This is a genomic window from Gilliamella sp. LMG 34359 (assembly GCF_984569085.1).
In genome coordinates this window covers 3482959-3505089 of record NZ_OZ474906.1, presented here as the reverse complement: position 1 = coordinate 3505089, position 22131 = coordinate 3482959, and the positions used below count along the sequence as shown (strand labels likewise).

The window sequence follows — 22131 nt, the reverse complement described above, 5'->3', positions numbered from 1 at the left end:
AAGTTACCTTTAGATTTATTTAAGAAAAGGTAAATAAGTAATAGAGAGTGATAATAAATGAACTTTTCAGATTTTCGTGGATTTTTAGATTATCTTGAACAGCATGGAGAATTAAAACGTATTACTTATCCAGTTAACCCTTATCTTGAAATGACCGAAATAGCTGATAGAGTCTTACGTTCACAAGGGCCAGCATTATTATTTGAAAATCCCATAGGTTATGACATTCCTGTGCTGTGTAATCTTTTCGGTACGGCTAAACGAGTCGCTATGGCTATGGGACGAGAAGAAACCACAGAATTGCGAGAAATTGGCGAATTACTCGCTTTTTTACGAGAGCCTGAACCACCTAAAGGTATTCGACAATTTTTTAATGTTTTGCCTAAATACAAACAAGTTCTCAATATGCCGGTAAAACGTCGGTCTTCAGCACCTTGTCAGGAATTAATTTTTAAAGATGATGAGGTCGATTTAAGACAATTACCTATTATGCATTGTTGGCCAGGAGATGTTGCTCCACTATTAACTTGGGGCTTAACTATCACTATGGGGCCATATAAAGATCGTCAGAATATTGGTGTTTACCGCTTACAACTATTAGGTAAAAATAAATTAATTATGCGGTGGTTGTCGCATCGCGGTGGGGCGCTTGATTTTGCTGAATGGCAACAAGCACATCCAAATGAAAAATTTCCAGTTAGTATCGCAATTGGCGCAGATCCTGCTACTATATTAAGTGCAGTTACGCCGATACCGGATACGTTATCAGAATACGCTTTTGCAGGATTGTTACGAAACAGTCGAACAGAAGTTGTAAAATCATTATCAAATGAATTAGAAGTGCCAGCGACAGCTGAAATTATTCTCGAAGGTTATATCGATCCCAACGAACTAGCTGCTGAAGGCCCTTATGGTGATCATACAGGTTACTATAATGAAGTTGAAAAATTTGCAGTGTTCACGGTGACTCATTTAACTAGACGCAAAGATGCAATTTATCATTCTACTTATACTGGTAGGCCACCAGATGAACCAGCAGTAATGGGATTAGCATTAAATGAAGTGTTTATTCCAATATTGCAAAAACAATTTCCTGAAATTGTTGATTTTTATCTACCACCAGAGGGATGTTCTTATCGTATTGCTATCGTCACAATTAAAAAACAATATCCCGGACATGCTAAAAGAGTAATGATGGGTGTTTGGTCTTATTTAAGACAATTTATGTATACTAAATTTATTATTGTCTGTGATGATGATATTAATGCTAGAGATTGGAAAGATATAATATGGGCTATCACAACAAGAATGGATCCGCAGCGAGATACAAGCTTTGTTGATAATACGCCTATTGATTATCTAGATTTTGCTTCACCAATTTCTGGTTTAGGATCTAAAATGGGATTGGATGCGACTAACAAATGGCCGGGTGAAACTAATCGTGAATGGGGTAAAATCATTACTAAAGATGCAAAAGTAGTTACCCATATTGATGAAATTTGGAATCAACTTGGTTTGTGACATAGTTAATTAAATGGCGATTTACTATTTACTACCATGGCTTAACTTAGCGGTTTAAATATATTGGCAATGTATAAAAAACATTAATTTTCATTTAAGTAATGAAAAAAAGTGAATTTTAAAAAACAAAACTATTCCCTTTTTAATCAATTATGTATAATTATTGTTAATATTATGGCATTTAAACAATTATGAAAAAACTTCAAATTATATTAGCGTTGATGTTATCTATCTCTTGTGGCGCAAGTGCAAGTGAAGCTAAAACACAACCCAATACCGAATTAAAAGTAAGTGATCCTAGTTCGTTAATCCCTTCTTTGCTACTTTCAGCGGAAAAGGGCGATATGCAGTCTCAATACACGTTAGCAACAATTTATAAACAGGGATTAGGTATTGAAGTTAATGATCATAGAGCTTTCTTTTGGTTCAGAAAAGCAGCCGAACAAGGATTAGATAAAGCTCAAAATAATTTAGCTTATATGTATCAAAATGGTTTAGGTACTAAAGCTGATTTATCGCAAGCATTCAAATTTTTCAAATTAGCCGCCGATCAAAATTATGCTTTAGCTAAATATAATTTAGCTTTGATGTATAAAAATGGTGAAGGTGTAAAAAAAAATACGCCAACTGCGATTAACTATTTTACCCAAGCTGGTGATCAAGGTATTTATGATGCTTATTTAAATCTTGGCATAATGTACTTTTTTGGGGATGGCGTAGAAAAAGATCGCATGGTAGCGGCTGATTGGTTTAGTAAAGCGGCGAGAGATAATAATCCCGAGGCGCAATATTATCTTGGATTGATGTCCCAAGAAGGTGATGGTTTAACACAAGATAGTGTTGCAGCTGTTTATTTTTACACTCAAGCTGCAGAACGTGGCTATGTGCTAGCAATGTATAATTTAGGCATTATGTATGCAACGGGTACAGGAACAAAACCAGATAATTCTCAAGCTGCCTATTGGTTTAATAAAGCAGCAGAAGGTGGTAATGCTGATGCTCAATATAACATAGCGGTTATGTATGATGTTGGTGGTGGTGTACCTAAAGATATAGCAAAAGCAATAGAATGGTATACCAAAGCTGCTAAACAAGGAAATGTTGATGCTCAATATAATCTCGCGGTTAAATATCTTGAAGGCGAAGGCGTTAAACAAAATAATAACCTAGCGACTTATTGGTTTATTCAAGCCAGCAAGCAAGGTGATGAGGATGCGCAGGCCTATTTAGAAGAACTTTCTCAACAAAATAAAAAGGGCAAATAAGCCCTTTTTTTATTATCCTGAATTTCGCATTCCTGCCGCAATACCAGAGATGGTTATCATTAACCCTTGTTCAACTATGGTATTTTCATCATCATCAGTATTTTGACGCGAACGACTTAATAATTCTGCTTGTAATAAATTTAGCGGTTCAATATAAGTATTTCGTAAAGCTACTGATTCAGCAATCCAAGGTAGGTCTGCCATTAAGCTAATATCATCAGTAATAGTTAGTACTGTATTGATATCATTAGTTAATAAGTTTCGTAATTCCTCACCTAATGGCCATAATGTTGGAGAAACCAATCTTTGTTCATAGTATTCATGAATATTGGGCGCCGCTTTAGCGTAAACCATTTCTAACATTCCTAAACGAGCATTAAAAAATGGCCAATTATGATACATATCCCTAAGTTGCTCTTTTTTTCCTTCATTGATAACTAGTCTAAGTGCACTTCCAGCCCCAAGCCATGATGGAACCATTAAGCGATTTTGTGTCCAAGCGAAAATCCATGGTATTGCTCGTAAACTCTCTATTCCGCCACCGGTTCGACGTTTTTGCGGTCGGGAGCCTAATGGAAGTCTGCCAAGCTCGGTTTCTGGGGTGACGGCGCGAAAATAATCAACAAATTCAGCCTTTTCTCTAATATAACTACGATAACATTGGCATGAATAATCAGACATCTCATCCATAATATCTCGCCAGACTTGCTTAGGCTCTGGAGGTGGAAGTAAATTTGCTTGTAAAATCGCTGATGCATAAAGCATTAAACTACTCAGTGCAACTTCTGGTAACCCGAGTTTGAATCGAATCATTTCACCTTGTTCTGTAACACGTAACCCCCCTTTTAATGATCCAGGTGGTTGTGATAGTAAAGCTGCGTGAGCTGGTGCGCCACCACGTCCAATTGAACCACCGCGACCATGGAATAACACCAAGTTAATATTATATTGTTCAAACAAATTAACTAATTCTTCTTGTGAACGATACTGTGCCCAAGATGCTGCAAGGGTTCCGGCGTCTTTTGCTGAATCCGAATAACCAATCATGACCATCTGTTTGCCATTAATTTTTTCTCGATACCAAGGAATATCTAAAAGTTTTTGCATAACAGATTTCGCATTATTTAAATCTTCTAAAGTTTCAAATAAAGGCGCGACCGGAATATTTTTTTGACAATCAACAATTTTTAGAAGTAAGTATACCGCTAAAATATCAGAAGGCGCTTTTGCCATCGAAATCACATAAGAAGCAATCGATTCCTCACCGGCTTTTTTGATTACGCGGCAGGTATCTAGGACCTCTTGAACCATTTCATCAGGTTGCCAATTGTAGGGTAGTAGTGGTCGATTAGATTGTAATTCAGTCAATAAAAACTGTTGTTTTTCTTCTTCTGACCAGGAAGCATAACTACCTAAATTAAGTTCCTTGGTTAAGGCATCTAATGCTTCAGTATGAACCGAACTATCTTGACGGATATCCAATCTAACTAACTGCAATCCGAAACTTTTAATACGTCTTAATGTATCTAATAACGGCCCATGAGCAATAGTTGACATTCCATTCTCAATTAACGATTCATAACAAGTATAGAGCGGCGTCCATAATTGTTCATTTTTTATTAAAAGATCGTTAGGCGCTAAAACTTGTTCATTATTCAACAGTGCCACTATATAGCTATGAGTTTTAGTCAAACGAGAGCGTAACTGTTTCATTACCGCTCGATAAGGCTCAGATGCGGCTTTATTTTGTTCATCTAATAAATCAATAACTGATTGACTACACTCTGTCATTGATAATTCGCGAACTAAGATTTGAATATCAGCTAAAAATAGCTCTATTGCTTTTAACCTAGCTTGCAACATCACTCTTGCGGTAACTTTTGCCGTTACATTGGGGTTACCATCGCGATCTCCACCCATCCATGAGGTAAATTTAACCGGAACATGTTCGACGGAGAGCTCTTCATTAAACGCATCGACTAATTGATCATTAAATTCGCGTAAGAATAATGGTACACCTTCCCATAAACTATCTTCAATTACCGAGAACCCCCACTTGGCTTCATCAAGAGGAGTAGGACGTTTTTTACGAATTTCATCGGTGTACCATGCCTGGCAAACAAGTTGTTTTAATCGACGCATAATTCGCTCTTTTTCATAATCAGCTAAATCATTATGGTCAAGTTGTGATAAACAACTATTAATTGCGGTGTAAGTATTAATCATCGTACGGCGATTAATTTCTGTTGGATGCGCAGTGAGCACTAACTCAATAGATAAATTATCAATCGCTTGTTTAATTGTTTGAGGCACGAAATTTAAACTTTTAAGGGATTTAAATAGTTCGGTCATCTTTTTCGGGCTACTAGATGCCTCGCCATGTGGAGAAATGCCATAATACTCGGCAGCAGTATTAACTAAATTTAAAAACTGATTAAACGCACGTGCAACATGAAGTAAATCTTGGTTATTAAGATTTTCAATTAACTTAAGTAATTCATTATGCGCTTGCTTATTTCCTTGTTGCGCGGATTTGGATAATTGACGGATTTTTTCGACTAAATCGAATGTTTCATTACCTGTTGCGCGTTTAATCGCATCGCCCAATAGGGTTCCTAACATATTGACGTTGCTTCGCATGGATGAGTATTGATTATTCATTCTATTCTCTACTTGTTAATATTTTGCCTAAGTGCCTTTAAGCTGCTTGCCTCAAAATGACAATTTAAAGAAGAAGGTATAAATATAGGTTAATTGCACAGGATATATACTTTATAACAATGTTGTATTGAATTTAAATAATAAAATTTTATAGTTTTTTTAATTTCTACTGTTTTTATTATATTGGCTAAAGATGCGACTCTGGTTACTATACAAAGTTAATAATTCATTTAGAGATAATTTTTTGTATTAACACAACGTTAGTAAACTGTATATTATCGGCGATTGGGTATATACTAGTAAAATATGAAATAAATATTGGATTATTTAATGATCGTTGTTTTTTATATTGCATCGATAATTGCTGTTGTTGCTAGTATAATAGTGATTTTTTGTAGACGAGTAGAAAAGGCAATTTTATATCTTGCTATTTCACTCTTTGCATCAGCATTGATATTTATTCTACTTAAAACTTATATTTCAGCTGTTTTGTATATCCTCTTTTTTATATGTGGTGTAATACTTCTTTTTTTAGCGGTCTCTATTTTGCTAAAAATTCATAAAGACAGTGTTGAAACCAATAAACATGGTATTAGTCCTAAAATTTGGTTGGGGCCACTAGTCTTAGCGTTTATATTATTAGTTATTCTTATTTATGGTGTAGTGGGTACTGACTATTCGCAATTTAAGCAATCACATGAATTAATGCACCAAATGTCGATATATGCTTATATTTTGATGATTGAGTTAGCGGCATTTTTATTATTAGGTGCTGCAGTTATAGCTTATTATTTTATACATCGAATGTTTTCGGAGAAATAACGTGATACCACTTATGTATGGACTAATTGTTGCTTCTATCTTGTTTGTTATCGGACTTCTAGGGGTAATGATTAGACGAAATCTCTATTTTTTATTGTTAAGTCTTGTCATCATGAATAACGGTGCAATAACGGCGCTTTTTGTCGCGAGTAGTTATTGGCAACAATCTGATGGAGAAGTCCTTGCTATCTTAGCGGTAACTACCGTTTTAGCTCATATAGTTGTTGGACTCACTTTACTTGTCAAATTAATTTATCGCCGTAAAAACTTTAATATTGATTCATTGAGTGAAATGAAAGGATGAATTTACTTTATTTAACTATCATTGTTCCATTGCTATCTTTTCTGATATTGGTTTGTTTTGGACGACAAATACGATCGATTAATGTTATGTTAATCGGAATTTGTACTATCTTTGTTATTGGTTTAATAACCATATTTTCTTGTGTTGATTTTATTACCAACACTGTTCCTGATATGACTCTGGTTTATACGAGAAATTTATGGACTTGGTTTTCTGTCGGGGATTTAGAAGTTCCGTTTTCCTTAACTTTGGACGGTTTATCATTAACATTTTTAGTGTTGATTTCTTTCTTTGGATTATTGATTTATTTTTTTGCTGCTTGTTATCTAAAATCAAAGGAAGATATTTATAATTTTTATGCCTATAGTAACTTACTGATAACCAGCATGTTAACTGTTGTGTTAGTTGATAATTTATTTGTGATGTTGCTTGGTTGGGAAGGTGTGAGTATAAGTACTTACTTACTTATTGGTATCTACTATAAACAAGCGCGTAATAGTTATGCTGCGGTTAAAGCATTTGTTATGATGCATTTAACCGATATTTTTCTAATCATTGGTATATTTTTACTTTATCAAACTTTAGAAACCTTAAAAATCAGCACTTTGTTAATCAAAGCGCAAAATGATTTGGCTATCGATTCAGATATTATCTTTTGGATCACCATTATGTTGTTCCTCGGTGCCATGAGTAAATCAGCGCTTTTTCCTATGCATACTTGGTTTACAGAAACAACATTAGCGCCAATGCCAGCTGTTGCACTATTACAATCTTCGACGGTTATTTTGGCTGGAGTTTATCTCGTTTTAAGACTAAGCAATCTGTTTATGATGTCTAGCGATACCCTCTATATCATGCTTTTATTCGCTTCATTAACTGTCATATTTGCTAGTAGTATTGCTTTAGTTCAAAATGATATAAAACGAATTGTAACTTATATCAATTTAACTCAAATTAGTTATCTATTTTATGCTTTTTCAACGCAAAACTGGAGTTTGTCATTAAACTGTTTGATAAATTATTCAGTAACCAGTACATTGTTGATCCTCGCTACGGCAATTTTAGTAAAACAATGTCGCGGCGAACGTGATATCAGCAAACTTGGTGGCTTATTAAAATCTAACCCGGTATTGTATATTATCTTTTTAATTATAATGCTTTCTCTGAGTGCTTTCCCTTTGATTTCTTCATCATTTTATATCAAAGGTGATATTATTCTTGGGTTAATGGCACAAGGTAATTTATTGGTAGGCACCATTAGTTTATTAGGTATCTTATTATCTAGCTTAAGCATTTTGCGTTTAATCTTTTCAGTTTTCCATCATAAGCCTAATAAGAACAATCAATTTGTTAAAATTAAAAAGTTAAATTATTTACCGATTTTTATCTTAGTGATTTTTACCACCGCATTTTTTATATATTACCCTGTGCCAACTCAAGGGATTCTGCCGATTGCAGCTCTTGATACCCAAGGGCAATTACCATTTCGACTACTGTTAGCTGCGGTGACTTTATTAAGTTTAGTTATTGCTTATATTTTTTATGCATATCCTAACAGTGAAGTCCATGAAATACTTAATACTCCGATGGTGAAAAGTTTAGTAAAACTCTGTAAAAGCAATTGGTGGTTTGATTTTATCTTAAATAATATTTTTGTAAAACCGTATATCTATTTAGCTAATTGGTTGAAAAAAGATCCATTTGCCATATGGGATAATTGGGTAATGTGGGGAATCAAGAAAATAAACTCATATATTGTTAGTCTAGAAAATGGACAAATAAGATGGTATCTGGTTTCGATGGTTATAGGTAGCATTATTATATTAATGTTATTAATTTTTATTTAATAAAGGTGTGAACTTTCATGTTGTTATGGCTTGTCTTCTTACCTGTAATTGGTGGATTCATTGGTTGGCTATGTAATGTATTCTTACAAAGAAATATAGCTGCAACTAATGGGCAATTGCGTTGGCAATGTTTACCAATGATGGTTGCTTTCACGACTATATTAATCACATTAATTTTAGCAATAATTTTATGGATAAATGCAATCAATATAGAACCAAATTCAAGTTGGAATAAAGAAGTCAATATTGACTGGATTCCATTACTTGGGATTCATTTTCATCTGGTTTTAGATGGCTTATCATTAGTCGTGATTACTGTAACACTATTTATTGTACTGTTAGTTATTGTTAATTCCAGTAAAGAAAACCTCAGTAATGTTGGATTATTTTATTTATGTATATCATTTATGACATCCGCCATTATGATGTTATTTGTCATTACTGATCTCTTTTTAATGTTTTTCTTTTGGGAAGCGGTAGCCATTCCAATTTATTTCTTAATCTCTTTGTGGGGAAGGCGAGATTTAAATTCTCAATTACGCTTTAATGGGGCTAATAAATTTTTAATATATACCCAAATAAGTAGCTTATTAATGCTTATATCTATTGTTTCATTGGCATTAATCAATTGGAATTTGACCGCGCAGTGGACTTTTGATTATCAAATTTTAACTAAAACACCAATTTCAACTAATACCGAATTTTTATTAATGTTAGGATTTTTAGCGGCTTTTATTATACGTATTCCGTTAGTTCCATTTCATAATTGGTTTATTGAGGCGCATATTGAATCCTCAACAAGTGGTTCTATAATGATAAGTGGTTTATTGCTCAATACTGCTACATTTGGTTTATTGCGTTTTGTAATACCACTTTTCCCGAACGCATCTTTAGCCATTATGCCGGTTATTTCAACAGTGGCGATGTTTACTGTTTTTTATGCTGCCCTACTCGCATTCAATCAAACTGATATTAAAAAATTAATAGCTTATATTCATATCGCTTTAATGGGATTTGTTACTGCAATTATCTATAGTGGAACAGTGATAGCGTTTCAAGGCGTTGTTATTCAAATGATAGCGATAACTTTAGCGATTGTAGGCATGTTCATGATAAGTGGACTATTGGTTGAATGTTACTTAACCCGAAATATCAACCAATTTATTGGATTAAAAGAAAAAGTAAGATATTTGTCTTCTTTTACTCTATTTTTTATGTTGGCTGTGTTAGGCATACCAGGTACAGCTAATTTTGTCGGTAATTATATGATGTTATTAGGTAGCTATACCTCATATCCTTATTATACAGTATTACTAGTAATCGGCTTGTTATTACTATCAATTTCTTTAATTATGCGCATGCAACCTATTTTTTATGGGGCGGTGGATAACGGTGAAGTGGCCAAACAGTTTATAAGTAAAAAAGATATTCTGTTATTATCAAGTGTATTGATTGTCCTTATCTTTATCGGATTATATCCTAAAGTGGTGTTAGATGTTTCTTATTCTACCGTCAACCAAACAATACAGTATATAACAGCAGAACGAGTGGGAGAGTAATAATTTATGATCGCTTTATTGCCAATATTCATATTGAGCTTTGCCATAATTGTTTTGCTCATAGCGCTGTTTGTTTATAAATTAGAAACAAAAAAATGTGCTATTTTAGCAACATCAGCTTTAATCTGTGCGTTAATTAGTTCTTCTATTTTAGGAATTTTAATTTCCTATAATACCCCAGCAATAACCGATATTAGCAGCGACAATATGCAAATATCAGTGGCTACGCCACAAGATACTTCATCGCAGGATACTTCATCACAAGGTACTACAACGCAAGAAACAACATCACAAGATTCAACTGATACTGATTTATCAACTGAACAGACCATAGCTGTTGATGCAGTACCAACGGAACAAGAAACGTCGTCTGCTCAAAATGAGCAAATTTCAGAGCCAATTGTTCAAGAAATTGATGATTTTGTTGGTCCTCCTCAAAATATTGATGATAACCCACAAGTTGATAATACGCAAAGCAAGTGGCGCGCTCATCAAATTACCGCACTATTTACTTGTGATGGCTATGGATTACTGTATACCAGCTTAATTTTAATTATTGCAATTGTGGTTGCATCGTTGGCTTATCAATGGTTTATTCAGGAAAAGGTTGAACATGGTTTATTTTATGTGATTTTACTGTTTATGGCATTAGGTGGTATAACCCTAGTTTATGCTAGCCATTTGATGTCATTCTGTCTTGGTGTTGAAATGCTTTCGATTCCATTTGTAGGATTGATCGGTTATCAGTATATGCAAACTCATGCATTAGAAGCGGCCATCAAATATATGATTTTATCAGCAATCGCTAGTTCGTTTTTATTAATGGGGATTGCTTTTTATTATGCAGCTACCGGTGAACTGACATTTAGTGGCTTAAGTTATCAACTATCAACAATGTCTTATCCAAGCATATTATTATTAATTGGAATTTGTTTAATATTAGTTGGAATTGGATTTAAACTTTCATTGGTACCTTTTCAACTTTGGCTACCTGATGTTTATCAAGGGGCGCCGACCGTTGTGGCGCTATTATTGTCAACAGTAGGGAAGGTGGCACTATTTTGTGCTATGGCAAGGTTGTTTTTACTTGCGCCGATTGTCAATAATGAAACAATTCGTATCATTCTGGTTAGTATGGCATTTTGTTCAATATTATGGGGAAATTTATCCGCTTTAATGCAGCGTAGCTTAAAACGGTTGTTAGCTTACTCTTCTATCGCTCATTTTGGATATTTATTGATTGCTTTAATTGCCGTGCAATATCAAGTACTTGCTTTAGAAACTATTGGTGTTTATCTAATTGGATACATTCTTGCCAACATCTGTATTTTGGGGGTTATTAGTTTAGAATCACATTCCAATGAGTTACAAGATCATGAAAATGAAATTGATCTTTCGGGCTTATTTTGGCGTCGGCCTGTTCTTGCATTAACCATGGGGATCGGTTTTCTCTCTTTAGCTGGCGTTCCACTTACCGCAGGATTTGTTGGGCGTTTCCTTTTAATCTTATTGGGGGTGACAGCTGAATTATGGTGGTTAATTGCGGCTGTGGTTATTGGTAGTACAATAGGACTCTATTTTTATGCAAGGCTTATTCTCAATCTGTATATCAGGCCAACTCATGATGAACAGTCAAATTATAATTCAAATAACCGATTAAAATGGCAAGATATAACAGTGAGTGAATCGCTGATTGTTCTTGCGGCAGTTTTAACTATTATATGTGGTGTTTATCCTAAATGGTTATTTAACTTAGTTAGTATGGCTCAATATTTAACGACTTAATTGTTTTTGGGCTTTATCGTGATTGATCTAAACGATATTGGCAAGAAATAGTTAATAATCGATTTATTTATTGTGCTATAATTTTACACTTTGATATTTTTATAAAAATTAAGAGGACCAATATGGACTTTTTTATTTCTAATGCATACGCAGCAGATGGCGCAGCAGCTGAAGCAAACCCTTATTTCTTACCTATAATGTTAGTTGTATTTGGGTTATTTTTCTATTTTATGATTATGCGCCCACAACAAAAACGCGCTAAAGCTCATCGAGAGTTAATGGCTGCTATTTCAAAAGGTGATGAAGTATTAACTAATGGCGGACTGATTGGTCGTGTAGCAAAAGTTAATGAAAATGGTTATATTGTGTTAGAGTTAAATGATACAACCGAAGTGGTTATCAAACGTGACTTTATCACATCAGTTTTACCAAAAGGAACAATGAAGTCTCTATAATAAATTTTTTATTATAGATCATTGTATTAATTATCTAATCCCACAAGAGAATATGTCGTGCTAAATCGCTATCCTTTGTGGAAGTACATTATGTTGGTCGTCGTGATCTGCGTCGGCCTACTTTATGCCCTTCCAAATATTTATGGTGAAGATCCCGCTATACAAATTTCAGGTTCAAACAGTACCGAAATTGATGTTGCTACGCAAGATAAAGTCAAACAGCTTTTGGTAAACAATCAAATTGAACCTAAATCGCTTGTTTATGAAAATAAATCTATTTTAATTCGATTAAGTGATAATGATACACAGCTTAAAGCTAAAGAGTTAATATCACAAGAATTAGGTGAAGATTATACTGTTGCACTAAATCTAGCACCGGCAACACCATCATGGTTAACTATGATTGGTGCCGAACCAATGAAATTGGGGCTCGATTTGCGCGGTGGTGTTCACTTCTTAATGGAAGTGGATATGACGACTGCATTAAGTAAATTAACAGAACAGTCGATTGAAAATTTAAAAGCAGAGTTTAATAAAAATAATCTTAATTACAAAACACTTAGCAAAAATGCAAATCAACAAATAACAATGCAATTTGATAATGTTGAAGATCGTAATAAAGCTATTACAAAAATCAATGGATTACAAGATTATGAATTGACATCTCAAAATGATAGCAGCATTGTCATTAGTGTTAGTCAACAGCGATTACAACAAACAAAAAGCGATGCAGTACAACAAAATACCACAATTTTACGTAATCGTGTTAATCAGCTAGGCGTCGCGGAACCTATTGTTCAACGCCAAGGTTCTGATCGAATTGTCGTTGAGTTACCGGGTATCCAAGATACCGCATTAGCTAAACGTATTTTAGGGGCAACAGCAACCCTCGAATTCAGACAAGTTAATGATGACAGTTCAATTAACTTAGCTGCAATTATAAATGGCAATATGCGTGTTCCGTATGGTTCTGAATTAAAGTATATGGAAAACGGCCGCCCAGTTTTACTTTATAAACGTGTAGTATTAACGGGTGATCATATTACCGACTCATCATTTAGAGTAAATGAATATAGCCAACCAGAAGTGTCGATTACACTTGATAGTGCTGGTGGTAAAACCATGCTTGATTTTACCCAGAAAAATCTGAAAAAAGCCATGGCAACACTTTTTGTTGAGTATAAAGATACCGGAAAACGTGATGAAAATGATAAACCTATTCTTGAAAAACAAGAGAGAGTAATTAACGTCGCAACCATCCAAGGTATTTTTAGTGATCGATTCCAAGTAACTGGTATAAGTAGTATTGATGAAGCTAGAAATTTATCTTTATTACTAAGAGCCGGTGCGTTGATTGCGCCAATTCAGATAATTGAAGAGCGTACAGTCGGCCCTTCAATGGGACAAGAAAATATCACTCAAGGTTTAGAATCTTGTGTATGGGGATTATTAATTTCTGTCATCTTTATGTTGGTGGTATATCGTCTATTTGGTGTATTTGCTAGTCTTGCATTAGTCGCAAACTTAATTTTAATTGTTGGTGCTATGTCATTATTGCCAGGTGCAACATTAAGTATGCCAGGTATTGCTGGTATAGTTCTAACCGTGGGTATGGCGGTAGATGCTAATGTACTGATTAATGAGCGGATAAAAGAAGAGCTAAGTAATGGGCGAGGTGTCCAACATGCAATTAACGAAGGTTATGCGGGTGCTTGGAGTAGTATTTTTGATGCCAACATTACCACATTAATCACTGCTGTAATTCTTTATGCAGTAGGTACAGGCTCAATTAAAGGTTTTGCTATTACCTTAGGTATCGGTATTGTAACATCGATGTTTACCTCGATCGTAGGAACTCGAGCATTGGCCAATCTTATTTATGGTGGTCGTCGCGTCAATAAGTTATCAATTTAGAGGTTTATTGTGATTGTTAATCAAAAAGAAAACCATGATGTTAGAGAATTAAATCATGGACGAAGAGTGCTCGACTTTTTAAAATTTGGCTTTATTGCTTTTGTCATCTCAATGTTATTAGTGGTTGCCTCATTTGTAATAATTCTTGTTAAAGGATTCAATCTTGGACAAGATTTTACTGGTGGGACAACGGTTGAATTAACTGTGACTAAACCGATAAATCTTGATGATTTACGCAATAGTTTACGTGATGAAGGCTATCATGAACCAATAGTTCAGTATTATGGAAGCAGTAAGGATATCATCATTCGATTACCAACTACCAACCAGAGCGAAGGTAGTGTATCGTCTGCGATCGATAATGCATTAGGGGTGAAAATTTCAAACTTAGTGCATAAAAATATTGATAGTAACGCTGAAATTAAACGAATTGAATTTGTTGGTCCAACTGTCGGTACTGAATTAGCTCAAGATGGTATATTAGCGATTTGTGCAGCATTAATTTGTATCCTAATTTATATCGCTTTTCGATTTGAGTGGCGATTTGGTACCGGTGCTGTTGTTGCTTTAGCGCATGATGTTGTAATAACCGCAGGATATTTATCCCTATTTAATCGTGAATTAGATTTGACGATTATTGCAGCAATGTTATCCATCATTGGTTATTCGCTTAATGATACCATCGTTGTGTTCGATAGAATTCGTGAGAATTTCAGAAAAATTCGACGGGCATCGCCATATGACGTTATCAACATCTCGTTAACTCAAACATTACATCGAACTTTAATGACATCCGGCACAACTTTAGCGGTAGTTATTATCTTATATATCTTCGGTGGTTCAATGTTAAAAGGTTTCTCTGAAACATTAGGTGTAGGAATTGTGTTAGGGACGATTTCATCAATCTATGTGGCTGCTTATATGTCACTTAAATTGGGTGTTAAACGTGAACACTTTATGCCACCAAAAGTTGAAGTTGAAGGTGCGGATCAAAACGCGATTTTACGTTAATTACTAAAGCTCTGTCATAGTTTGACAGAGCTTTGTTAGATTGTTTTTTAAGCAAATAATATTAAATTATTTGACACTTTCTAACTAGTTGCATATTATTAGCCACAGTTTTATTTCATCCCTTTAGGGGCCATAGCTCAGCTGGGAGAGCGCAACGCTGGCAGCGTTGAGGTCAGGGGTTCGATCCCCCTTGGCTCCACCAATTCAATAAACAATAATACTCTTCTAAATCCTTATATCGGCAATGGTGCAGGTTTAAAACAATCACTGGTGGTGATAAGTTCACAATTGACCTTAAACATAAACAACCCTATTCCGGCAAGATTCTAGCGATAGTGTTAGTAATCAACAACGAAGATATGCGATTTAATGAGCACAATAGTGACATATCATGGTGAAGAGTAATATTTCACTTTGGCAATCTTATACCTGAAAAAAGCGTTATTTACCTTTGGTCAGTAAAATAAAGCAAAACAAAACAAAACAAGAGTTCCTCCTCTATTGTTAGACTGCTACTAAATGAGTTCGCTAAGAATAATGATGGTAAACAATGATTACATAAACAGCAGTAATCAGCAGAAGCAACGACCGCTACTCAACTCACTGAAGCATCACTTTCCACACTATTTCAATCAGCAACTATGCGCTTATCTTAATTGCTACAAAGCATTTATCCGCAACCTTGAACTTAGTATCATATATGACCGCATTAGGCGCAATAAAAGCATTTCGATAGCAGGTGCCCGTAAAAATAAAGGCCTGTTGATTCCAACAGAATGTGTCGAGTTGGTAAAGATGGCAAACCTGAGATATTGATGCATGGTGGGGGACAATATTTAATACTTGGAGAGAATGGCAAGTATTAACTAACCATTAAATCACCTTAGGTAATGGCCGTATCCAATCTAGATCTGTTGTAGAAAACTACGCAAGCAATGTGGAAGTAAGTCAACTGTCTATTGAAGTCGAAAACAGCTCATCAGAATGTCAGTTAAACAGGCTGATCAAAACATATCAGAAATTATATGTAATTATTCCGGTGATGTATGAAAAGCCATGTGTAACTCAACAAATGTTCAGTCGAAATTGTAATTGATATTATTATCTATTTTTCATACTATTACCGAAATTTAATTATCAAGGAGATGGTATGAAAAAAATAATCCTTTTAAGTTTATTTGGCTTGGCTTTAACCGCTTGTAACACGGTGAAGTATAATTATGTAGCCGAAACAAAACAAATAAGCTATCCCGATTTGAATGTTGTTACCAAAACATTTATTGGCGATGATATGGTTAGACAAGGTACAGTAGCAGCGAGGGATGTTGTTTATTTTCCTCAAACTACAGTTGTTAGCGGAGTGGTGGATTTTACTATTCATGCTGGAGAATACCCTAAAGTAGGTGAAGATCAAAAGTATCTGTTTTTTGGTTTAAATGAGTTAAATTCTGGAGTAACAGTGGGAAAATCAGCTTTTGCTGATATACCTGTAGGGATTAGAACTAATAAACACGATAATGACCTATGTATTATTACTGTTAGCGGTAGTGCTTTATGTAAAGGCGATGCTTCATTTTCTTACCAAAAGAAAAATGTAACTTATCAAAACGCGTTCCAGCAGATACTAATATATAACGGTAAAGTAGGAAATAAAATTAATATCGGGTATAAAGAATTTAATAATGATTTTGCTCGCCCTGCATTTTCAAATAATGTTGAATATGACTTATCAGAATCAAAAGTTATAAGATATAAAGGTGCAGAATTAGAAATAATAAAAGCAACTAATCAATTTATTGAATATAAAGTATTTAGTAATTTCAATCTGAGATAAAAAAGCCCTTTAGAACTTTTATTTTGTCTATGATTTATGTAATGAATTCTAGATGGGTACTATTAATTTGTATCTGATAGATTATTGCCGTGTAAGTGGCCAAAAATTCACCATTAAAATTTACAAAAACCACCCAAGTGAAGTGACCCCATAAAGTTGGACACTTTTATTAAGTGGTTTTTTATTTACCCTAATGCAGTCAATAGTTGATGAAATAGACATTTTTATTAAATATGATAGAAATCCCCCAGACTGTAGCAACCGTTCTAAATTGGTAAGAATGGCGATAATTTAGAAGTAGAATAGAGATGAATAAATTTAAGTTAGTCTTAATTATATTAACTATTTTGTTATTTGGTATTAAGCAATGTGAAAATAGACAAAAACAACGAGCTGATGAATTAATAAAAAAAGTAAAACCATTATTGGATAATCCAGAGCTTTACATTAAGGACATTAAAACTAAAGCAACTGAAAATAGCAAATAAATTTCATGTAAATAAATAGAGGGCTATAATGTAGCTAACTGAATAATAAAGTGGGCTAATATTATGAATTATAATCCTATTCATTTGCCAAAAGAGTGCAATGGTATGAGTGATATTCGAGCTGAAATAGATCGAATTGATCACCTAGTGATTGAACTATTATCTACTCGATTTGAATATGTGAAAGAAGCAAGTAAATTTAAGAAAAACACAGTAGATGTGCAAGCTAAAGAACGTTTTAATAGTATGCTTGAACAACGAAAGCTTTGGGCTAATGAGTTAGGTCTTGATGGTAATGTCATTAAAGAGTTGTATGCTAACTTAGTTAGATATTTTATTGATGAAGAATTAAAGCATTTCCAAAACAGAGAAAAATAATTACGCTAAACATTTATTAAAAACTTTGATTTTAGCGTTTTGATTTCTCGGTTTAATGTTTATTCATTGTATCTAACTTTCCCAACATTATTTATCTAGATAACGTTGGGAATGTCATAAAACTTATTTAAATAAGCCAGCGCTTTCAATGAATTCAATAACTTTTTCTAATCCTTGTTTAGTCCGTAAATTAGTAAATGCCCATGGTTTATCAATGCGCATTTTATTAGTATCAGATTCCATCACGGCTAAAGAAGCACCGACATAGGGGGCCAGATCAATTTTATTAATGACTAAAAAGTCTGATTTAGTTATACCCGGTCCGCCTTTTCTGGGAATTTTCTCGCCTTCAGCAACATCAATAACGTAAATAGTCAGATCGGCCAATTCAGGACTAAACGTTGCACTAAGATTGTCACCACCACTTTCAATAAAAATAATATCTAAATCGGAAAATTTTTCCATTAACCCCTCAACGGCAGCTAAATTCATTGAAGCATCTTCGCGAATTGCCGTATGTGGGCAGCCACCAGTTTCAACACCAACAATTCGTTCTGGCTCTAAAGCTTTTGCATCGGTTAATATTCGCTGATCTTCTTTTGTATAAATATCGTTGGTGACAACGGCTAATTGATATTTATTGCGCATGGTTTTACAGAGCATTTCAAGCAGGGCTGTCTTACCTGACCCCACCGGTCCCCCAACTCCAATTCTTAGTGGTGTATGAGCAATGGTATTCATAATATCTTCTCTTATTCTATAATTTTAATAACTCGGTTAATTTATGTTCTAAATAGTCTAGAGTATTGGATTTCGTGGCAACTACTGGCAATAGCAACTAAAGGAGAACCCGCGCCAATATCATTATCTTCAATTGCATTCGCCTGGGTAATTATTGAAGGTAATAATGTTGATAACTGATAAATCAGTTGCTGTCCTGCTTGTTGTCCCAAAGGGACTAGTTTTATTGCTGCCATAATATTGCTTTCGAGCCAACTGTAACTCCAACTTATTTGTAGATCTTCTAATGAAATTTTACTGGTCGCTCCATACCAAGCAAATCCAGCAAGTTGTGATTGCATTAATAAATTTTGCCATGGATAAATAACCCCTAGTCCTTGTAGAAATCTAAAAAAAGCTTTGCCTCGTTGCTGTTCTTCAAGTCTTAATTCGCTTGTTTCTCGTTGACGTAGTAAATTTTTAATCCAATCACTAAAACCTTGTTCATCTTGATTGATAGTACATTGATATAGTCGAGCCAAAATAGGTAAGTCACAAAAGCGCAATGTGCTATACATTTGCTGTATTAACCAATCTTTAGTTTCGATTTGATTGGTTACCCATTTGGCTTCAACAGCCCATTCTAATCCTTGAGAATAGGTGAATCCGCCAACCGGTAAGTTGGCACTGGCTAATTGTAAGTTACGTAAATATTCAAGCATATTTTTTATCTTAATGGTGATGGTGACCGATAGCACTACTTTGATAGGCGCCTGCTTCAGGTTCAAATGGTGCCTGTTCAACAATAACCTTAATACCTAATTGTGTTAACATTTCATCAAGTACATGATCATGTTGATAACGAACAAAGTCTGCGGCAATTTGTAATGGAACATGTCGATTACCTAAATGGTAACATGCTCTGGCTAATAACAATTTATCATTGCAGTAGGCTGTCGATACGGTTTCGTTTGCCGCCAACACTTCAATAATCATTGAGTCATCTTCGGTTGCAAGATAATCACCACCGCGAATCAATAAACCTCTAGGTAATATAACACCTGCTTCCTGTCCACTTTTAAGCACAATTTTAATGCGACTTTTTATGCGGCTATCAATATTTAATATGGTACTATCATTGACTGATTGTAGTTGTCTTTCTGTTAATGGTTTAGTAATGATTTTTGTAAAAATTATCATGATGTTGAATTCCAATTCATTAAAATAAAAAGTATCTTTGCGCCATTGGTAATATAGAAGCAGCTTCACAACTTAGTAAGTGATTATCCGCTTTAACTTCATACGTTTGGGCATCAACTTCAATATTGGGTTGCCATGCATTATGTAGCATGTCTTGTTTTTTAATCTGTCGGCAATTTTTTGCCACACCAATCAAACTTTTTAATCCTAAATTTTGCGCTACATTTAAATCGGCAGCCGCTTGCGAAATAAATGTCATTCTGGATAAAGAGCCTGCTTTACCTAAGGTTGCAAACATTGGGCGATAGTGTACGGGTTGTGGTGTGGGAATTGAGGCATTAACATCACCCATTTCGGCGTAAGCTATCATTCCTGCTTTAAGAATTAAACTAGGTTTGACACCAAAAAAAGCGGGTTGCCAAATGACAAGATCGGCTAATTTTCCTACTTCTATAGATCCTACTTCATGACTGATTCCATGGGTAATAGCAGGATTTATCGTGTATTTAGCCAGATAGCGTTTAACCCTAAAATTATCATTTTGTTCATTATCTGGAGGTAATGCACCACGTTTTACTTTCATTTTATGAGCTGTTTGCCATGTTCTTATAATAACTTCGCCCACACGCCCCATAGCTTGTGAATCTGATGAGATCATCGAAAATGCACCTAAATCATGTAGTATATCTTCTGCGGCAATGGTTTCTCTGCGTATCCTTGATTCAGCAAAAGCGACATCTTCTGCAATTCCGGCATCGAGATGGTGACAAACCATCAACATATCTAAATGTTCATCTATGGTATTGATGGTATAAGGGCGGGTAGGATTAGTCGAGGAAGGTAAAATATTTGCATAACCACAGGCTTTAATGATATCCGGTGCATGACCACCTCCGGCTCCTTCTGTATGATAAGTATGAATGGTTCTATCGCCAATGGCCGCTAAGGTGTCTTCAACAAAACCTGACTCATTAAGGGTATCGGTATGAATAGCAACTTGTACATCCATTTTATCTGCTACATCAAGGCAATTACTAATTGCTTGTGGTGTTGATCCCCAGTCTTCATGTAATTTTAAACCAATAGCGCCAGCATTGACTTGTTCGATTAATGGTTCGATAACACTGCAATTACCTTTAGCTAACAATCCAATATTCACAGGCAAATTATCACAGGCTTGTAACATTTTTTCGATATGCCATTTGCCTGGGGTGCAAGTGGTTGCGTTGGTTCCCGTTGCCGGGCCGGTACCGCCACCGATAAATGTGGTTATTCCTGAGCAAATAGCTTCTTCGGCTTGTTGTGGGCATATGAAATGGATATGAGAGTCAATTCCGCCTGCTGTAACAATGCTATTTTCGCCAGCAATAATTTCAGTGCTAGCGCCAATAGCGATGGTTATATCTGGTTGTATATCTGGATTTCCCGCTTTACCAATAGCCAAAATACGTCCATTTTTAATGCCAATATCAGCTTTAACAATTCCCCAATGATCAATGATTAAAGCATTGGTTATTACAACATCCGCAACCAAATCTGCACATAATTGACTTTGTCCCATGCCATCACGGATCACTTTACCGCCACCAAATTTAACCTCTTCACCATAAGTAGTAAAATCTTGCTCAACTTGTATCCATAACTCGGTGTCGGCTAAGCGAACTTTATCTCCTATGGTTGGGCCAAACATTTCTGCATACGCTTGTCTAGAAATATTACTCATTTTCAATTCCTTTATTATCTAATGCACCCATTACTGCGCCTTGGAATCCATACACTTGCCTTTTACCAGCCAGTTCAACTAACACTACAGTACGACTTTGGCCTGGCTCAAACCGCACAGCTGTACCGGCTGCAATATCTAAGCGATATCCATAGCTTTTGGCTCGCTCAAATTTTAAGGCTTGATTAACCTCGAAAAAATGATAATGAGAACCTATTTGAATCGGTCTATCACTATGATTAGCAACTGTTATTTGAATGGTTTTACGATTTTTATTTAATTCAATATTACCCGGTTGTACAATCACTTGGCCTGGAATCATATAATTTACCTTTTAAATAATAGGATTATGAACAGTAACTAATTTAGTACCATCAGGAAATGTTGCTTCAACCTGAACATCTTGGATCATATCGGCAACTCCCTCCATTACGTCGTTACGCGTTAAGACCTTTCGTCCTAAATTCATTAATTCAGTAACGGTTAAACCATCTCTAGCACCTTCTAAAATTGCGGCACTAATTAGTGCTATTGATTCAGGATAATTTAATTTTACCCCTCGTACTTTTCGCCTTTCGGCTAGTAGTGCTGCTGTAAATAGTAATAATTTGTCTTTTTCTCTCGGTGTTAATTTCATTGTTTTT

General features: G+C 35.0%; 20 protein-coding genes and 1 tRNA gene. 14 read left to right on the top strand and 7 right to left on the bottom strand.

Features of this window, described 5'->3' with window-relative positions:
- The first annotated feature begins 57 nt into the window (after positions 1-57).
- Positions 58-1521: a 4-hydroxy-3-polyprenylbenzoate decarboxylase gene (ubiD, locus tag AC5LXV_RS15960; protein ID WP_493467008.1), complete on the top strand. Its 1464-nt coding sequence runs from the start codon at positions 58-60 to the stop codon at positions 1519-1521.
- Positions 1522-1712: 191 nt separating this feature from the next.
- Positions 1713-2786 carry an SEL1-like repeat protein gene (locus AC5LXV_RS15955; protein ID WP_110432541.1) on the top strand — a complete coding sequence of 358 codons (1074 nt, stop codon included), beginning with the start codon at positions 1713-1715 and terminating at the stop codon, positions 2784-2786.
- 12 nt (positions 2787-2798) lie between these two features.
- On the opposite strand, the gene ppc is transcribed toward AC5LXV_RS15955, so the two are convergent.
- Positions 2799-5447, bottom strand: coding sequence for a phosphoenolpyruvate carboxylase (gene ppc / locus AC5LXV_RS15950; protein ID WP_493467007.1), 2649 nt, complete (start codon positions 5445-5447; stop codon positions 2799-2801).
- A 330-nt stretch (positions 5448-5777) separates the two neighbouring features.
- Between ppc and AC5LXV_RS15945 the strand changes: the two genes are divergently transcribed.
- The 12 genes from AC5LXV_RS15945 to AC5LXV_RS15890 all read left to right on the top strand — a co-directional run bounded on the left by AC5LXV_RS15945 (position 5778) and on the right by AC5LXV_RS15890 (position 17844).
- Positions 5778-6269, top strand: coding sequence for an NADH-quinone oxidoreductase subunit J family protein (locus AC5LXV_RS15945; protein WP_110432543.1), 492 nt, complete (start codon positions 5778-5780; stop codon positions 6267-6269).
- A 1-nt stretch (position 6270) separates the two neighbouring features.
- On the top strand, positions 6271-6573 hold the full coding sequence (gene nuoK, locus AC5LXV_RS15940; RefSeq protein WP_493467006.1) for an NADH-quinone oxidoreductase subunit NuoK: 303 nt from the start codon (positions 6271-6273) through the stop codon (positions 6571-6573).
- Positions 6570-8420, top strand: coding sequence for an NADH-quinone oxidoreductase subunit 5 family protein (locus AC5LXV_RS15935; RefSeq protein ID WP_493467005.1), 1851 nt, complete (start codon positions 6570-6572; stop codon positions 8418-8420). Before nuoK ends, AC5LXV_RS15935 begins: the two co-directional genes overlap by 4 nt.
- Before the next feature lie 17 nt (positions 8421-8437).
- Entirely contained in the window at positions 8438-9979 is a 1542-nt protein-coding gene (locus tag AC5LXV_RS15930; protein WP_110432545.1) for a complex I subunit 4 family protein, read from the top strand.
- Positions 9980-9985: 6 nt separating this feature from the next.
- Entirely contained in the window at positions 9986-11764 is a 1779-nt protein-coding gene (locus AC5LXV_RS15925) for an NADH-quinone oxidoreductase subunit N (RefSeq protein WP_493467004.1), read from the top strand.
- Between the two features lie 122 nt (positions 11765-11886).
- Complete coding sequence (gene yajC, locus AC5LXV_RS15920; RefSeq protein ID WP_110432547.1) at positions 11887-12219, top strand: preprotein translocase subunit YajC; 333 nt, start codon at positions 11887-11889, stop codon at positions 12217-12219.
- A 57-nt stretch (positions 12220-12276) separates the two neighbouring features.
- Entirely contained in the window at positions 12277-14133 is a 1857-nt protein-coding gene (gene secD, locus AC5LXV_RS15915) for a protein translocase subunit SecD (protein WP_493467003.1), read from the top strand.
- 12 nt (positions 14134-14145) lie between these two features.
- Positions 14146-15144 (top strand): protein translocase subunit SecF, encoded by a 999-nt coding sequence (secF, locus tag AC5LXV_RS15910; protein ID WP_493461380.1) that lies wholly within the window; start codon positions 14146-14148, stop codon positions 15142-15144.
- Between the two features lie 126 nt (positions 15145-15270).
- Positions 15271-15346 (top strand) — tRNA-Ala (locus AC5LXV_RS15905).
- Positions 15347-16294: 948 nt separating this feature from the next.
- Positions 16295-16978 carry a hypothetical protein gene (locus AC5LXV_RS15900; RefSeq protein ID WP_493467002.1) on the top strand — a complete coding sequence of 228 codons (684 nt, stop codon included), beginning with the start codon at positions 16295-16297 and terminating at the stop codon, positions 16976-16978.
- Positions 16979-17286: 308 nt separating this feature from the next.
- Entirely contained in the window at positions 17287-17466 is a 180-nt protein-coding gene (locus AC5LXV_RS15895; RefSeq protein ID WP_034883415.1) for a hypothetical protein, read from the top strand.
- A 63-nt stretch (positions 17467-17529) separates the two neighbouring features.
- Positions 17530-17844, top strand: a complete 315-nt coding sequence (locus AC5LXV_RS15890) for a chorismate mutase (protein WP_493467001.1) — start codon at positions 17530-17532, stop codon at positions 17842-17844.
- Between the two features lie 123 nt (positions 17845-17967).
- Here the strand turns inward: AC5LXV_RS15890 and ureG are convergent, their stop codons facing one another.
- From ureG to ureA, 6 genes are read right to left on the bottom strand one after another with little or no spacing between them, the layout of a single operon-like run.
- A complete protein-coding gene (ureG, locus tag AC5LXV_RS15885; protein ID WP_110422592.1) occupies positions 17968-18585 on the bottom strand; it encodes an urease accessory protein UreG in 618 nt (205 codons plus the stop codon).
- 41 nt (positions 18586-18626) lie between these two features.
- On the bottom strand, positions 18627-19295 hold the full coding sequence (locus AC5LXV_RS15880; protein WP_493468012.1) for an urease accessory protein UreF: 669 nt from the start codon (positions 19293-19295) through the stop codon (positions 18627-18629).
- Between the two features lies 1 nt (position 19296).
- Complete coding sequence (gene ureE / locus AC5LXV_RS15875; RefSeq protein WP_493467000.1) at positions 19297-19764, bottom strand: urease accessory protein UreE; 468 nt, start codon at positions 19762-19764, stop codon at positions 19297-19299.
- Between the two features lie 19 nt (positions 19765-19783).
- Complete coding sequence (gene ureC, locus AC5LXV_RS15870; protein WP_493466999.1) at positions 19784-21487, bottom strand: urease subunit alpha; 1704 nt, start codon at positions 21485-21487, stop codon at positions 19784-19786.
- On the bottom strand, positions 21480-21809 hold the full coding sequence (locus AC5LXV_RS15865) for an urease subunit beta (RefSeq protein WP_493466998.1): 330 nt from the start codon (positions 21807-21809) through the stop codon (positions 21480-21482). The genes ureC and AC5LXV_RS15865 overlap by 8 nt, the downstream gene beginning before the upstream one ends.
- 12 nt (positions 21810-21821) lie before the next feature.
- The gene (gene ureA, locus AC5LXV_RS15860; protein WP_493466997.1) at positions 21822-22124 is read right to left on the bottom strand and encodes an urease subunit gamma; all 303 of its coding nucleotides are present in this window, start codon (positions 22122-22124) and stop codon (positions 21822-21824) included.
- Positions 22125-22131: the final 7 nt, after the last annotated feature.